The organism is Bradyrhizobium sp. SZCCHNR2028, assembly GCF_032380995.1.
In the GTDB taxonomy this organism is placed as follows: domain Bacteria; phylum Pseudomonadota; class Alphaproteobacteria; order Rhizobiales; family Xanthobacteraceae; genus Bradyrhizobium.
The window spans coordinates 36,269-49,639 of sequence record NZ_JAUHJF010000015.1; the positions used below are offsets into that span (position 1 = coordinate 36,269).

The window sequence follows — 13,371 nt, forward strand, 5'->3', positions numbered from 1 at the left end:
CGCCGAAGACCGGTCGAAAAAGGCCGGCTGAACAGCTTCAGGGGAGGATGCATGACCGATCCGTCTTGGATGCCGGCGCTGCAGTTCGCGACGACCAACGGCATTCGCATGGGCTATTACGAGGCGGGCCCCGTCAGCGACCGGCCACCGATGATCCTCTGTCACGGCTGGCCGGAACTGGCCTTTTCCTGGCGGCATCAGATCAAGGCGCTGGCCGAGGCCGGCATCCGCGTCATCGCACCCGATCAGCGCGGCTATGGCGCGACCGACCGGCCGGAGCCGGTCGAGGCCTATGATCTCGAGCATCTCACCGCCGACCTCGTCGGTCTGCTCGATCACCTGAAGATCGACAAGGCGATCTTCGTCGGTCACGACTGGGGCGGCTTCGTCGTCTGGCAGATGCCGCTGCGCTATCCGCAGCGTGTCGCCGGCGTCGTCGGCATCAACACGCCGCATCTGCCACGCGCGCCCGCTGATCCCATTGCCATCATGCGTAAGCGGTTCGGCGACATGATGTACATCGTGCAGTTCCAGGATCCCGCACGCGAGCCGGATCGCATCTTCGGCAGCCGCGTCGCGGAGACCTTCGATGCCTTCATGCGCAAGCCGCTGCCGCGCAGCGATGCGCCGCCGACGGAGCCGCCGGCCGGCGGGATCGCAGCCTCGCCATCGCTCAACCTGGCGTTCCCACAGATGATCGCGGCCTATGACGCCGCCAAGGACATGCGGCAGCCGATCCTGTCGGAGGCGGAGAAGCAGGTGTTCGTCGACACCTTCACACGCACCGGCTTCACCGGCGGCATCAACTGGTATCGCAACATGACGCGGAACTGGCAGCGCTCGGAAGGGCTCGATCATACGGTGCGGGTGCCGGCACTGATGATCATGGCGGAGAACGACGCCGTGCTGCCGCCCTCGGCCGCTGACGGCATGGAGAAGCTGGTGCCGGACCTGGAGAAACATCTCGTCCGCGACAGCGGCCATTGGACGCAGCAGGAGCAGCCCGCGGAGGTCAGCGCCAAGCTGATCGAATGGCGGCGGCGACGGTTCGGTTGAAGAACGGCCGAGGCAGATTGCACGTCCGAGTGAGAGGCTGCGGCCGAGCCAAACAACAACAAACAACAACAGGTGTCGTCAAGCCTGCCGACGCAGCGCGTCGGCTCTCCTAAGCCGCCTGCGCATTCGCGCCGTGCGCGTGCTCGGCGATCGCGTCGATGATCTGCGGCCACATCGGCCGCGGAGTGGCGTGGCCCATGCCGTCGATCATCAGGAGCTTGGCATTTGGAATCGACTCCGCGGTGTCCTTGCCGGCGGTGGGATGGACCAGCGGGTCGACCTTGCCGTGGATCACGAGTGTCGGCGCCGTCACCAGATGCAGCCGCGGCTTGCGGCTGCCGGAGGCCAGGATCGCGCGCAACTGACGTCCGACGCCGGCGGGATTGATGCCGCGCGCGAAGCAGCGTTCGGCGAGCGCCACGTCACTTGCCTCGTCCTCGGGAAATGAGCCGACGCGCAGCGCCTTCCAGGTCTTCTGGAAGCGCTTGATGTACTCGTCCTTGGTCTTCGGCGGCGGCGCCATCAGCAGCATCGCGACCTCGCGCGTCGGCGGCGGGATGCGCGGATTGCCGGTCGTCGACATGATCGACGTCAGCGAGCGCACGCGATGCGGAAAGGAGATCGCGATCTCCTGCGCGATCATGCCGCCCATCGAGGCGCCGACCAGATGCGCCGACTTGATGTCGAGCGCGTCCATCAGGCCGACCGTGTCCTTGGCCATGTCGAGCAGCTTGTAGGGTGCGGAGACGGGAATGTTGAAGAAGCGCAGCTTGATCAGCTCGAACGGCGTCAACCGGCGACCGCCATGCAGCTTGCTCGACTGGCCGATGTCGCGGTTGTCGAAGCGGATCACGCGGAAGCCGCGGCTTGCGAGCTGTTCGCAGAACTCATCATACCAGATGATCATCTGCCCGCCGAGGCCCATGATCAACACGAGGGGAGGGGCAGCCGGGTCGCCGAAGATCTCATAGCAGATGTCGATACCGTTGGCGCGCACAGTCTGCGGCAGCTGATGAGCAGTTGCAGTCACTTGATCCCTCGTTCAAAGCCTTGGAACCCTCTATGGCATGGGTCTGTTGCTTGAGAGAAGCAAGCTACAAGTTCTCCCGCACCGCAACGAAGGCGTGCTATGAGAGGTTGTGTTTGAGTCTTGTGTTGGTCTGAAGGAGCGTGCCGATGGCGAACAAATCCGGCGACCCGATCGCATTCTGGCAGCAGATGGTCGGTGAGATGCAGAGGAGCTTCAGCGCCTTCACGCGGCTGCGCCCGATGGGCGTGACGCCCCGTCCATCCTCCAATGATCCCGCAACTGGTTCAGGAAACGGACAGAAGCCCATGGTCGATCTGATGGAAAACTACTTCGCCGGCATGAACGTGCCGAGCCGTGGTCAGCTCACCGCCTTGAATGAGCGGCTCGCCTCCATCGAGGGCGAGCTGGCGGAGACACGGGCGTTGTTGAAGGAGCTGCTGGCTTCCGCGCAGGTGCCCGCGACGACGCCCGCCGATCTCGCTCCGCAGTTGAACGAGATCAAGAGCGTGCTGGATTCGCTTCTCTCCGCGTCCAAGGCGCCGGCGCCAGTCGTGGCGCCGCCGCGCGACGTCACGCCGGACTTGAAGGGGATCAAGGACTTGCTCAACGAGCTTCTTGCCGCAACCAAGGCTCCGCAACCGGCGGCGAAACCCGCCGTCGACGTCACGCCTCAGTTGAGCGAGATCAAAGCATTGCTCGACCAGACGCTGAACGCTGCCAAAGCACCCGATCCGTCACCGACAGTCGCGATCGAGGCAGAGTTGCGCGCGATCCGGGCCATGCTCGACACGATGAAGCCGTCGCAGCCGGTCGACGCCACGCCCAAGGCTGATGAGGCGGCTCCAAAGCCGGCCGAGGCGGCCCGGCCGGGGAAGAACCGCAACAAGAAGCACGGCGGCGCCCCTGCCGAGCACTGAGGTTCGCCCGAACGCCCCGACTTGCGAGGGGCGCTCTGAGGTGGCGAGTCCTTTTGTCCCAGCCTAGAATGGTGCATTGCAACATTTATGTTGCGGCGCACCATTCGGAATGATATAGCTGAGTCACTCCGGTTTCATAAGGGACGGAGTGAGCCCATAGCTCAGAACCATTGAGGATGGAGACAGCCATGACCACCGAGACCAATACCGTGTTCGACACCGTCAAGGACGCCTTTGCACCGGTGACCGACGCGTTCAAGAACCTGCAGACGATGGAAGTGCCGGAGTCCGCGCGGGAGTTCGTCAAGAAGACCGCGTCGACCGCCAAGGAGCGCGCTGCGGAGGCCCTCGCTGGCTCCGAGAAGGTGACGTCGGCGATCGAGACCGCTGTGTTCGACGGCGTGACCGAGGCCGGCAAGATCAGCCGCAACATTCAGCAGGCGCTGTATCAGGACACCGAGGCCTTCTTCGACGGCATCGACCGGCTGGCGTCCGCCAAGTCGATCAGCGAGGCCGTCCAGATCCAGGGTGAGCTGGCCCGTGCCCGTGGCGAGGCGCTCGTCGCGCGCGCCAAGTCGACCAGCGAGTATGTCGGCAAGCTCGTCACCGAGGGTGCCAAGCTCGCCCAGGAGAACATGGCCAAGGCCTACAACAAGACCGCCTGAGCGCGTCTCGCGCGTCAGACGATCAACCTGCAAGGCCCGCATCGTGCGGGCCTTTTCTTTTGCGATCGGGTGAAACCGGCTAAAGCCTTCGCCATGCCGCAGCCGCTGTCCCGGATCGTCCATCAGCTCAAGAGCGAGCCGTCGCGCACGGGGTCGCTGATCATCACCGTGTTCGGCGACGCCATCGTGCCGCGGGGCGGCAGCGTTTGGCTCGGCACCTTGCTCGCCTTCTTCGAAGGGCTGGCCATCGACGGCAGCGTGGTGCGCACGGCGATGTCGCGGCTGACGGCGGAAGGCTGGTTCGAGCGCACCAGAATAGGCCGCAACAGCTTCTATCGCCTGACCCGGCGCGGCGAGCAGACCTTCGCCGGTGCCACCCGCCACATCTACGATTCGCCGCCGGCGGAATGGAACGGCAGCTTCGAACTGCTGCTGATCGGCAGCGCCGATGATCGCGAGCAGGCGCGCGCCGCCCTGCGCGATGCCGGTTTCGGCAGCCCGCTGCCCGGCGTGTTCGTGGCCCCCGCGAGCATCGCCGTCCCTGACGCTGTGGAGGGTGCCATCCGCCTGCAGGCGTCGGCCGGCTCCGACATGGCACGGCGGCTGGTGGCCGAGAGTTGGGCGCTGGAGCGGACGGCGGAGGCGTACCGCAAGTTCACCGCCTCCTTTGCGCCGCTCAAGGACAGCATCGCGCGCGGCGAGGCGCTCTCCGCCGGCCAGGCCTTCACCGCGCGGATCCTGCTGATTCACCACTACCGGCGCATCGTGCTGCGCGATCCGCTGCTGCCGGCCGAGTTGCTGCCGGGGAATTGGCCGGGACGGCAGGCCCGGGCGCTGTGTGGCGAGATCTATCGGTTGCTGCTGCCGGGTTCCGAGCGCTGGCTCGACGCCCATGCGACCAACGATCAGGGCCCGTTGCCGGAGGCCGGCGCGGCGCTGCAGCGGCGTTTCGCCGACGTGCATGAGGCACCCTGATATATTACAGAATTCGATTGCACGGATAAAATATCGTTATATATTGGCGGCAACCAAGTCCTGGGAGGACGTCGCCGCATGTACACGCAGGCGCTCAATTCGCCCGAGGAGGGCAGCTTCGCCGAGGACGCTGGACGCGCCTCGCGCTTTCAGGCCCGCATCGATGCCGAGGAGCGCATCGAGCCCAATGACTGGATGCCGTCGGCCTATCGCAAGACGCTGATCCGGCAGATCTCCCAACACGCCCATTCCGAAATCGTCGGCATGCTGCCCGAGGGCAACTGGATCACGCGCGCGCCGAGCCTGCGCCGCAAGGCGGCGTTGCTCGCCAAGGTCCAGGACGAATGCGGCCATGGGCTGTATCTCTACGCCGCCGCCGAGACGCTCGGCGCCTCGCGCGAGGAGCTGGTCGATGCGATGCTGGCCGGCAAGGCGAAGTACTCCTCGATCTTCAACTATCCCACCCTGACCTGGGCGGATATCGGTGTGATCGGCTGGCTGGTCGACGGCGCCGCGATCATGAACCAGATTCCGTTGTGCCGCTGCTCCTATGGTCCCTATGCGCGCGCGATGATCCGCGTCTGCAAGGAGGAATCGTTCCATCAGCGGCAGGGCTACGAGATCATGCTGACGCTCTGCCGCGGCACCGCCGAGCAGAAGGCGATGGCGCAGGATGCGCTGAACAGGTGGTGGTGGCCGGTGCTGATGATGTTCGGCCCGCCCGACCAGGCCAGCCAGCACAGCGACACCTCGACGAAGTGGAAGATCAAGCGCTTCTCGAATGACGAGCTGCGCCAGAAGTTCATCGATGCCACCGTGCCGCAGGCGCAGTATCTTGGGCTCACCATTCCTGATCCCGAGATGACGCAGGACGAGCAGGGCCATTGGCGCCACGGCCCGATCGACTGGAACGAGTTCAAGCAGGTGCTGGCCGGTAACGGCCCGTGCAACCGCGACCGGATGGCGGCGCGCCGCGGGGCGCATGCCGACGGCGCCTGGGTGCGCGAGGCCGCCGCGGCCTATGCAGAGAAGCGCGCGCGGCGCCAGATGGCGCAAGCGGCCGAATAGCAGGGAGATCGAAATGGCGACGCCGAACACGCCGTTGTGGGAGGTCTTCATCCGCAGCCGCAACGGGCTCGCGCACAAGCATTGCGGCTCGCTGCATGCGCCGGATGCGACCATGGCGCTGCAGGCCGCGCGCGACATCTACACCCGCCGCGGCGAGGGCCTGTCGATCTGGGTGGTGCCGTCGAGCGCGATCACCGCGTCCGATCCCGCCGACAAGGGCATGATGTTCGAGCCGGCGGAGTCGAAGATCTATCGCCACCCGACGTTCTACGAGGTGCCCGAGGAAGTCGGGCATATGTGATCGGCTGAGGATCTCAGTCGTGGTCATTGCGAGCGCAGCGAAGCAATCCAGACTGCCTGCTCGGATGAATCCCTGGATTGCTTCGCTGCGCTCGCAATGACGGAACGCGTAGCCAGCCGATTGGATCACTACATGGCCGCTCCCTCGATCACCGTCACCGAAACGCCGCTCGTACTCTACACGCTGCGCCGCGCCGACGATGCGCTGATCCTCGGTCACCGGTTGTCGGAATGGTGCGGGCATGCGCCTGTTCTCGAAGAGGACATGGCGCTGTCCAACATGGCGCTTGATCTGATCGGCCAGGCGCGCGAGCTCTATGGCTATGCGGCCAAAGTCGAGGGCCGCGACAACGACGAGGACAAGCTCGCCTACCTCAGAGACGTCAGGCAGTACCGCAACCTGCTCTTGGTGGAACGCCTTAATGGCGATTTCGCGCACACGATGGTGCGCCAGCTGTTCTACGCGGCGTTCGCCGATCTCTATTGGCGCGGCATGATGGGCTCGACCGATGCGACCCTCGCGGCGATCGCGGCCAAGTCGGAGAAGGAATGCGCCTATCACCTGCGCCATGCCAGCGAATGGGTGATCCGGCTCGGTGACGGCACCGACGAGAGCCACGCCCGCGCGCAAGTCGCGGTCGACGATCTCTGGGCCTTTACCGGTGAGATGTTCGGCGTCGACGATGCGGAGCGCGGCCTGATCGATGCCGGCATTGCGATCGATCCGACGATGCTGCTGCCGGAATGGCTGTCGATCGTCTCGCATGTCGCGCGCGAGGCGACATTGGTGCTGCCGGAGAACGACTGGATGCAGCAGGGGGGCCGCTACGGCCGTCACAGCGAGCATCTCGGTCATCTCCTCAGCGAGCTGCAATACATGCAGCGCAGTTTTCCTGGTGCGACGTGGTAGTCGCCGAGACCAGCCCGGCCGAGCTGCGCCAGCGCGCCTGGGACGCGGCCGCGTCGGTGGCCGATCCGGAAATCCCGGTGCTGACGATCGACGATCTCGGCGTGCTGCGCGAGGTCGAGGTGGTCGGCGAACGGGTCGACGTCGCGATCACGCCGACCTATTCCGGTTGCCCGGCGATGAACATGATCGCGCTCGAGATCGAGCTGGCGCTGGAGCGCGCCGGCTTCCGCGAGGCCAGCGTGCGCACTGTGCTGTCGCCGGCCTGGACCACGGACTGGATGAGCGAGGAGGGGCGACGCAAGCTGCGGGAGTACGGCATCGCGCCGCCGCAGCCGTCGAGCGGCCGGCGCGCGCTGTTCGGCGTGGCCGAGGTTGCGTGTCCGCAATGCGGATCCGCCAACACCGAGCAGCTCGCCGAATTCGGCTCGACCTCTTGCAAGGCGCTGTGGCGCTGCAAATCGTGCCGCGAGCCGTTCGATTATTTCAAGTGCCACTGATGCAGCAGCCGTCATCGCGAGCGCAGCGACTTGTCCGCCGAAGCTCGAAGGGCGTAGGCGGAAGCAATCCAGAGTCGAGTGCGCAGCTCTGGATTGCTTCGCTGCGCTCGCAATGACGTGGAGATAGGTTCGATGTCGACAACGCCACGCTTCCATCGTCTCGCCGTCCGTGACCTGCGCCGGGAGGCGCCCGATGCGGTGTCGCTGACCTTTGCGATTCCGAACGAGCTTGCCGATGACTATCGCTTCGCGCCAGGGCAATACCTCACGCTCAAGACCACGCTCGGCGGCGAGGAGGTCCGGCGCTCCTATTCGATCTGCTCCGGTCCCGATGACGACGAGATCCGGATCGCCGTGAAGCGTGTCGATGGCGGCGCATTCTCCAGCTTCGTCACCGACGAATTGAGGCGCGGCGACGAGATCGACGTCATGACGCCGACCGGCCGTTTTGGCGTGGCACTGCAGCCTGAGGCCGCGCGTACTCATGTCGGCCTTGCCGCCGGCTCCGGAATCACGCCGATCCTCTCGATCGTGAAAGCCGTGCTGGCGCGGGAGCCGCGCAGCCGCTTCTTCCTGTTCTACGGCAACCGCACCACCGCAGGCATGCTGTTCCGCGAACAGCTCGAGGAGCTGAAGGATCGCTTCCTCGACCGCTTCTCGGTGTTCCACGTCATCTCCGGCGAGGAGCAGGACCTGCCGATCCTGCACGGCCGCCTCGACGGCGAGAAGGTGCGCGTGCTCCTGCGTTCGCTGGTGCCGGCCGAGAGCATCGATCATGTCTTCATCTGCGGCCCCACCGGCATGAGCGAGGACATCGCGGCCACCTGCCGCGCGCTCGGCATCGCTGACGAGCGCGTCCATGTCGAGCGCTTCGTCTCGGGCGCCGGCGGCAAGCCGCGGCCGAAAGCTGTCGTGCCTGATACGGCGCCCCCCAAGGCGATCGCCGCGCTGATCATCGACGGCAAGCGCCGCGAGGTCCCGGTCGCCGACGGCGAGGCCATTCTCGACGCCGCGCTTCGCGCCGGTGTGGACTTGCCCTTCGCCTGCAAGGGCGGCATGTGCTCGACCTGCCGCGCCAAGCTGGTGGAGGGGAGAGCGGAGATGGAGCTGAACTACTCGCTGGAGCCATGGGAGCTGCAGGCTGGCTTTGTGCTCACGTGTCAGGCCAGGCCGGTGACGGAGCGCGTGGTGGTGGACTACGATCATGTGTGAGGTAGTGGCCGCGAAATTTCGACTGCTGATCGAGGCTGACGTGAGCACGCTCGCTCGGCTCGCTCGCTGCATCTCGCCCCGCTTGCGGGGAGAGGTCGGATTGCATCGTTAGATGCAATCCGGGTGAGGGGGACTCTCCGCGAGTTCGGTGCGTGGAGAGCCCTCCTCACCCCAACCCTCGCCCCGCAAGCGGGGCGAGGGAGCTCACTGTCATCGGCGCTCAATCTCGATTTCATCTCTGAACGGCTACCCTACCGGCCGCTTGTCCTTGATCCTTTTCGCCTTGCCGGCCGAGCGCTCCAGCGTGTCGGGCGGGACGACCTTCACCTTTGCCGTGAGGCCGATGGTGTTCTTGATGTGGATGGAGATGCGCTCGGCGTGCGCGCCGAGGCCGGTCTCGTCCCAATGCTCCGGTCGCGACTCCGCGTAGATCGTCAGCTCGTCCATGCGGCCCTCGCGCGTCAGCTCCAGCATGAAATGGCCGCCGCACCATTCGGTCGACAGCAGGATCTCCTCGATCTGTGACGGGAACAGGTTGACGCCGCGCAGGATGATCATGTCATCGGAGCGGCCCGTGACCTTCTCCATCCGTCGCATGCCCGGCCGCGCGGTGCCCGGCAGCAGCCGGGTCAGATCGCGGGTGCGATAGCGGATGACGGGGAAGGCCTCCTTGGTCAACGAGGTGAACACCAGTTCGCCCATCTCGCCGTCGGGCAGCACCTTGCCGGTGTCGGGATCGACGATCTCCGGATAGAAGTGATCCTCCCAGATGTGCAGTCCGTCCTTGGTTTCCAGGCATTCCTGCGCCACGCCAGGGCCGATCACCTCGGACAGGCCGTAGATGTCGGTGGCATCCATCGCAAATGCGTCCTCGATCTCGGCGCGCATCGCATTGGTCCATGGCTCGGCGCCGAAGATGCCGATCCTGAGCGAACTCTGCCGCGGATCGAGGCCCTGACGCTTGAACTCGTCGAGGATTGCCAGCATGTAGCTTGGCGTCACGGTGATGATGTCAGGGCGGAAATCATTGATCAGCTGCACCTGCCGCTCGGTCATGCCGCCGGAGATCGGCACCACCGTGCAGCCGAGCTGCTCGGCGCCGTAGTGGACGCCGAGGCCGCCGGTGAACAGGCCGTAGCCATAGGCGTTGTGGATGATCATGCCGCTGCGGCCGCCGGCGGCGCGGATCGAGCGTGCCATCACGGCCGACCAGGTCGCGATGTCGTTGCGGGTATAGCCGACCACGATCGGCTTGCCGGTCGTGCCCGAGGAGGCGTGCACCCGTACCAGTTGCTCGCGCGGCACGGCGAACATGTTGAACGGGTAATTGTCGCGCAGGTCGGTCTTCACCGTGAACGGAAACTTGCCCAGATCGGCAAGCTCGCGGAAATCCGACGGATGCACGCCGGCCTTGTCGAAAGCCTGGCGGTAATGGGCGACGTTGTCGTAGGCGTGCTTGAGCGACCAGGCGAGCCGGCGGGTCTGCAGCGCCATGATCTCGTCGCGCGAGGCCCGCTCGGTTTCGTCCATCTCGGGAACGTAGCTGCCGGTCGATTGAAGCTTGGTCGATGTCATGGTCAGGTCCTCCGGCAGGGGCGCGGGGCGATAGGGAAGCGGATCAGCTCGCGGCGGCCGGGACCAGCGTGCCGCCGATGCTGCGCGAATGGCCGCGGAATTCGGCGATCACCGTGTCGCCTGCCGTAACGCGGACATCATAGATGCCGGAGCGCCCGCTGCGCGACACCTCGTGCGCGCGGGCAAGCAGAACGTCGCCGAGCTTGCCGGGGCGGATGAAGCTGATGCTGCCCTGTGCGGCCACGGTGCGGTCGTTGTGCGAGTTGCAGGCGAATGCGAAGGCGGAATCGGCCAGCGTGAAGATGAAGCCGCCATGGGCGATGCCATGGCCGTTGACCATGTGAGGCTGCACTTGCATCTGCAGGGTGGCGCGTCCGGGGCCGATCTCGACGATGTGCATGCCGAGCCCCTGGCTGGCGCGATCATCCTGCCACATCGCGTCGGCGCAGGCGCGGGCGAGAGCGTCGGGGGAAAGTGTCGCCACGCCGCTCACCGTGCGGCCTCCATGCATGCGCGATGCGTCGGCCACCCCTGAGGATGCGTTTCTGAAATCACGGCGTTCTCTCCCGTCGATGCTTGTTGGAACAAGCATTCTCATCTAGTTAGGTGCGACATCGTGGCAAATATTCTGCGCGCGTCAAGCGAAAGCGCTGCCTGCGCAACGCGCGTGTTGTCCGCAACCGGAAGGATTCCTGAACGTGCCCGAAGCCGCCAATCTGGCCGTGATGGCCGGTCTCATGATCGGCCTGATCTATGGCGTGGTCGGGCTGCTCAGCGGCTTCTGCATGATGAGCAGCCTGCGCGGCTGGTGGGCCGACGGCGACCGCCGGCTGGTGCGAACTTTCGCCCTGGCGATGGGCATCGCCATCGTCGCCACACAGCTGCTCGCGGCCAACGGGGCCGTCGATCTCGGCAAATCGATCTATCTGCAGCCGACCTTCTCGGTGCCGCTGATGCTCTTGGGCGGTGTCCTGTTCGGCTACGGCATGGTGCTCGCCAACGGTTGCGGCTCGCGCGCGCTGGTGCTGCTCGGTCGCGGCAATCTGCGCTCCTTCGTCGTGGTGACGGTGCTGGCGATCGCAGCGGAGATGACGTTGAAGGGCCTGATCGCGCCGTTGCGCATCGCGCTGATGCAGGCCTCGCAGACCACGGCCGCGGCGACATCGCTTCCTGCGCTGCTGTCGGCCGGCGGCCTGCACGGTGCGCCAGCGCGCCTCTTGCCGGCGCTCGCGCTCGGCGGCGTCTTGATCGCGTTCGCCTTCGCGCATGCGCCGTTCCGGCGCGCGGCCGGGCAGATATTCGCCGGTCTCGTCGTCGGCCTGCTGGTCGCGGCCGGATGGTTTGCGACCGGCTATCTCGGCGCCGATGAGTTCAATCCGGTGCCGGTGGCGTCCCTGACCTTCGTCGCGCCGATCGCCGACGGCCTGCAATATGTGATGCTGTCGACCGGCTCGACGGTGAACTTCGGCATCGCAACGGTCGCCGGCGTGCTGGCGGGGAGTCTCGTGACGGCGCTGGTCACGCGCCGCTTCAAGCTCGAAGGTTTTCACTCGCCGAATCACATGCTGCGCTCGGTTGGCGGCGCCGCGTTGATGGGCATCGGCGGCGTGATGGCGCTGGGCTGCTCGGTCGGGCAGGGGCTCACGGGACTCTCCACTTTGGCGCTGCCATCGTTCGTTGCCATCACCGGCATTTTCATCGGCACGGCCGCAGGCCTGCGCGGCGCCTTGCGCGTGCGGCCGCTGAAGATGGAGCCGGAAGCGGCGCGTTAGCTCAGTCCGTCGCGCGCGTGACGATGCGGATCTCCGACGTCAGCGTCCGGTGCACCGGGCACTTGTCGGCGATCTCCATCAGCTTCCTGCGCTGCTCCTCATCGAGCGCGCCGTCCATGTGGATCTCGCGCTCGAGCTGATCGATCAGCCCGACCTTGGTCTCGCACGCCGCGCAGTCCTCCGCATGGATCTTGTTGTGACGCAGGGTCACGGTGATCAGGTCGAGCGGCAGCAATTTGCGGTCGGCATAGAGCCGCATCGTCATCGAGGTGCAGGCGCCGAGCGCCGCGAGCAGAAGGTCGTAGGGGCCCGGACCGGAGTCCTGGCCGCCGACGGAGAGCGGCTCGTCTGCGGTGAGATGGTGGGGCCCGAGCGCGATGCTCTGCTGCAGCTTGCTCGCCCGCGTCTCGCGCACGACGACGTCGCGCGGGCCATCGGTGGCCGCCGGCTCGACCGGCGCCGGTGCGACGTAGCGGCCGGCCCAGCTCGCGATCACCTCGGCGATGTAGGCGGCGTCGGCTTTGCTGCTGATGAGATGATCGGCGTGATCGAGCGAGATGAAGCTCTTCGGATGCTTGGCAGCGACGAAAATGTGGGTCGCGTTGTCGATGCCGACGGTCTCGTCGACAGGCGAGTGCATCACCAGCAGCGCCTTGTGCAGATGCTTGACCTTGTCCAGCAGGCGCTGCTCGGCGATGTCGTCGAGGAAGGAGCTGCTGATCCGGAACGGGCGCCCCGCGAGCGAGACCTCGGCCGAGCCGTCGCGGCGGATCGCCTCGAGGCCGTCCTTGAACATGTTGGTGACATGGCCCGGATCCGAAGGCGCGGCGATCGTCACGACGGCTTTCGCATCGGGAATGTCGCCGGCGGCCGCCAGCACGGCGGCGCCGCCGAGGCTGTGGCCGATCAGGATCGCCGGCGCCTGTCGGGTCTCGCGCAGATGATTGGCGGCGCGGACAAGATCGGCGACGTTGGAGGAGAACGTCGTGTTGGCGAAGTCGCCTTCGCTGGAGCCGAGGCCGGTGAAGTCGAACCGCAGCACGGCGATGCCATGCGCCGTCAACGCCATGGCGATGCGCCGCGCCGCATGCGTGTCCTTGCCGCAGGAGAAGCAATGCGCGAACAGCGCGTAAGCGCGCGGCGAACCGTTGGGCAGGTCGAGCGCAGCGGCAAGCTGCTCGCCGCTTGCGCCTTCAAACTGGAAACGTTCGGTCGGCATATCGTGCCCCATTCGTTGCGTCTTCACTACCGCTCGAGGCGATGACACCGCATCGTCTCACATCGTCATACAACAGATAAGGCCATACCAGCAGACATGATGGCGCATTCTCGCGGCCTGTACGGCCCGAGCTTTGCGGCTATTCGCCCTCTGCAATCGAGAGGGCGCAGGGAAG

At 65.9% G+C, this 13,371-nt stretch carries 14 protein-coding genes; 10 read left to right on the forward strand and 4 right to left on the reverse strand.

Features of this window, described 5'->3' with window-relative positions:
* Positions 1-51 precede the first annotated feature (51 nt).
* Complete coding sequence (locus QX121_RS22115) at positions 52-1,056, forward strand: alpha/beta hydrolase (RefSeq protein WP_315798123.1); 1,005 nt, start codon at positions 52-54, stop codon at positions 1,054-1,056.
* Positions 1,057-1,165: 109 nt separating this feature from the next.
* Here the strand turns inward: QX121_RS22115 and QX121_RS22120 are convergent, their stop codons facing one another.
* Entirely contained in the window at positions 1,166-2,086 is a 921-nt protein-coding gene (locus QX121_RS22120) for an alpha/beta hydrolase (RefSeq protein WP_315757803.1), read from the reverse strand.
* 146 nt (positions 2,087-2,232) lie between these two features.
* On the opposite strand from QX121_RS22120, the gene QX121_RS22125 reads away from it, so the two are divergent.
* The 8 genes from QX121_RS22125 to paaE all read left to right on the forward strand — a co-directional run bounded on the left by QX121_RS22125 (position 2,233) and on the right by paaE (position 8,630).
* Positions 2,233-3,003: a hypothetical protein gene (locus QX121_RS22125; RefSeq protein ID WP_315798122.1), complete on the forward strand. Its 771-nt coding sequence runs from the start codon at positions 2,233-2,235 to the stop codon at positions 3,001-3,003.
* 188 nt (positions 3,004-3,191) lie between these two features.
* Positions 3,192-3,668: a phasin gene (locus QX121_RS22130; protein WP_315715766.1), complete on the forward strand. Its 477-nt coding sequence runs from the start codon at positions 3,192-3,194 to the stop codon at positions 3,666-3,668.
* Between the two features lie 93 nt (positions 3,669-3,761).
* Positions 3,762-4,643, forward strand: a complete 882-nt coding sequence (paaX, locus tag QX121_RS22135) for a phenylacetic acid degradation operon negative regulatory protein PaaX (RefSeq protein WP_315798121.1) — start codon at positions 3,762-3,764, stop codon at positions 4,641-4,643.
* 78 nt (positions 4,644-4,721) lie between these two features.
* Complete coding sequence (gene paaA / locus QX121_RS22140; protein WP_315813025.1) at positions 4,722-5,711, forward strand: 1,2-phenylacetyl-CoA epoxidase subunit PaaA; 990 nt, start codon at positions 4,722-4,724, stop codon at positions 5,709-5,711.
* 13 nt (positions 5,712-5,724) lie between these two features.
* Positions 5,725-6,012 carry a 1,2-phenylacetyl-CoA epoxidase subunit PaaB gene (paaB, locus tag QX121_RS22145; RefSeq protein ID WP_315737209.1) on the forward strand — a complete coding sequence of 96 codons (288 nt, stop codon included), beginning with the start codon at positions 5,725-5,727 and terminating at the stop codon, positions 6,010-6,012.
* Between the two features lie 132 nt (positions 6,013-6,144).
* Positions 6,145-6,921 (forward strand): 1,2-phenylacetyl-CoA epoxidase subunit PaaC, encoded by a 777-nt coding sequence (gene paaC, locus QX121_RS22150; protein WP_315813026.1) that lies wholly within the window; start codon positions 6,145-6,147, stop codon positions 6,919-6,921.
* On the forward strand, positions 6,915-7,418 hold the full coding sequence (gene paaD, locus QX121_RS22155; protein WP_315813027.1) for a 1,2-phenylacetyl-CoA epoxidase subunit PaaD: 504 nt from the start codon (positions 6,915-6,917) through the stop codon (positions 7,416-7,418). Before paaC ends, paaD begins: the two co-directional genes overlap by 7 nt.
* Positions 7,419-7,550: 132 nt before the next feature.
* A complete protein-coding gene (paaE, locus tag QX121_RS22160) occupies positions 7,551-8,630 on the forward strand; it encodes a 1,2-phenylacetyl-CoA epoxidase subunit PaaE (protein WP_315737212.1) in 1,080 nt (359 codons plus the stop codon).
* Positions 8,631-8,876: 246 nt separating this feature from the next.
* Here paaE and paaK read toward each other — a convergent pair whose 3' ends face one another.
* Both paaK and paaI read right to left on the reverse strand, forming a co-directional pair.
* Complete coding sequence (paaK, locus tag QX121_RS22165; protein WP_315737213.1) at positions 8,877-10,205, reverse strand: phenylacetate--CoA ligase PaaK; 1,329 nt, start codon at positions 10,203-10,205, stop codon at positions 8,877-8,879.
* A 43-nt stretch (positions 10,206-10,248) separates the two neighbouring features.
* Positions 10,249-10,716 (reverse strand): hydroxyphenylacetyl-CoA thioesterase PaaI, encoded by a 468-nt coding sequence (paaI, locus tag QX121_RS22170; RefSeq protein ID WP_409998887.1) that lies wholly within the window; start codon positions 10,714-10,716, stop codon positions 10,249-10,251.
* A gap of 214 nt (positions 10,717-10,930) precedes the next feature.
* On the opposite strand from paaI, the gene QX121_RS22175 reads away from it, so the two are divergent.
* A complete protein-coding gene (locus QX121_RS22175; protein ID WP_315813091.1) occupies positions 10,931-11,977 on the forward strand; it encodes a YeeE/YedE family protein in 1,047 nt (348 codons plus the stop codon).
* Position 11,978: 1 nt separating this feature from the next.
* On the opposite strand, the gene QX121_RS22180 is transcribed toward QX121_RS22175, so the two are convergent.
* Positions 11,979-13,196 (reverse strand): bifunctional alpha/beta hydrolase/OsmC family protein, encoded by a 1,218-nt coding sequence (locus QX121_RS22180; RefSeq protein ID WP_315813028.1) that lies wholly within the window; start codon positions 13,194-13,196, stop codon positions 11,979-11,981.
* Positions 13,197-13,371 lie beyond the last annotated feature (175 nt).